The following is a 1,069-nucleotide window of genomic DNA, read 5'->3' as shown; positions in this document are numbered from 1 at the left end:
GGGGAGATTGAAGGGCGGGTGCTCCTGACGGGGACGCCCCCCGCGGCCGCCGCCATGGCCACCTCCGCCACCGTGGCCCACATCTGCGGCGACCAGGCACAGGACCGGTCGCTCGTCGTGGGAGGGGAGGGCGCCCTGGCCCATGCCGTCGTCTCCCTCCAGGACGGCGCGGCGCTGCCCGCCCCCGAAGCGCCGGCCCCCGCGCCGGTGCTGGACCAGAAGCAGTGCTCCTATGAGCCTCCGGCGCTCGCCGCGCGGGCCGGCACGGAGCTGGTGCTGCGCAACTCCGACCCCCTGGTGCACAACGTGCGCGCCCAGGCCGGAACGAACCGCTCCGTCTTCAACGTGGCCATGCCGCTGGAGGGGATGACGCTGCGCCGCCCCCTGCCCGCCGAACCCGGCACCGTCCAGGTCCGCTGCGACGTGCACCCCTGGATGCGCGCGGTGGTTCGCACCTTCGACCACCCGTACTTCACCACCACCGCCCCGGACGGGCGCTTCCGGCTCCGGGTGCCCGAAGGCCCCCACACCCTCGTCTTCTGGCACGAACGGCTGCCCGCGCTCACCCAGACGGTCACCGTCCGCGCGGGGGAGACGCTCCAACTCGAGCAGCGCTGGGAGGTGGGCGCGCTCCGCCAGGGGGCCCCGGGCAAGGACGGTCCTCCCTGACACGGCTGTCGCGCCCCGACGAAGCGCCGACGCAAGCATCGGTCAGGGGGGCCGTACAAAGGCTTGGAAGCACAGCCGCTGGTCAATTTTCTGTCTTGGTGGCAAAATTGCTTTCTCGGAAGCCGCAAACTTCCGAACGAGGGGGACGAACCATGTATCAGCCCAGGAAACGACCGATGGCGCCGGCTGAAGACGCGCGGATGCCTCCGGGGGCACGCCGCAAGGGGGCGCGGCCCGCGGGAATGCAGGAGATGGGGCAGGGCCTGTACGAGCAGATCCGCCGCGTGTTGACCGAGCTGTCCGTGGCTCCGTCCCCGCGCGCCTGAAGCCGCACCCGACGCACCGGGGCGGGTGGGCACGAAGCCAGCCCCCGCCCCGGTGCGTCGGGTGCGGCTTCAGG

The 1,069-nt window shown here is 72.6% G+C and carries 2 protein-coding genes; both read left to right on the top strand.

Going from position 1 to position 1,069, the window contains the following annotated elements; all coding sequences use genetic code 11:
* The coding region (locus tag D7Y13_RS41675; protein WP_120631068.1) for a carboxypeptidase regulatory-like domain-containing protein at window positions 1-669 on the top strand (669 nt) is incomplete at its 5' end.
* A gap of 176 nt (window positions 670-845) precedes the next feature.
* Window positions 846-995, top strand: coding sequence for a hypothetical protein (locus D7Y13_RS46225; RefSeq protein ID WP_158620523.1), 150 nt, complete (start codon window positions 846-848; stop codon window positions 993-995).
* Window positions 996-1,069 lie beyond the last annotated feature (74 nt).

This window comes from Corallococcus praedator (assembly GCF_003612125.1).
Taxonomy (GTDB): domain Bacteria; phylum Myxococcota; class Myxococcia; order Myxococcales; family Myxococcaceae; genus Corallococcus; species Corallococcus praedator.
The sequence above is the reverse complement of the archived record's forward strand: the minus strand, read 5'-3'. Positions and strand labels throughout refer to the sequence as shown.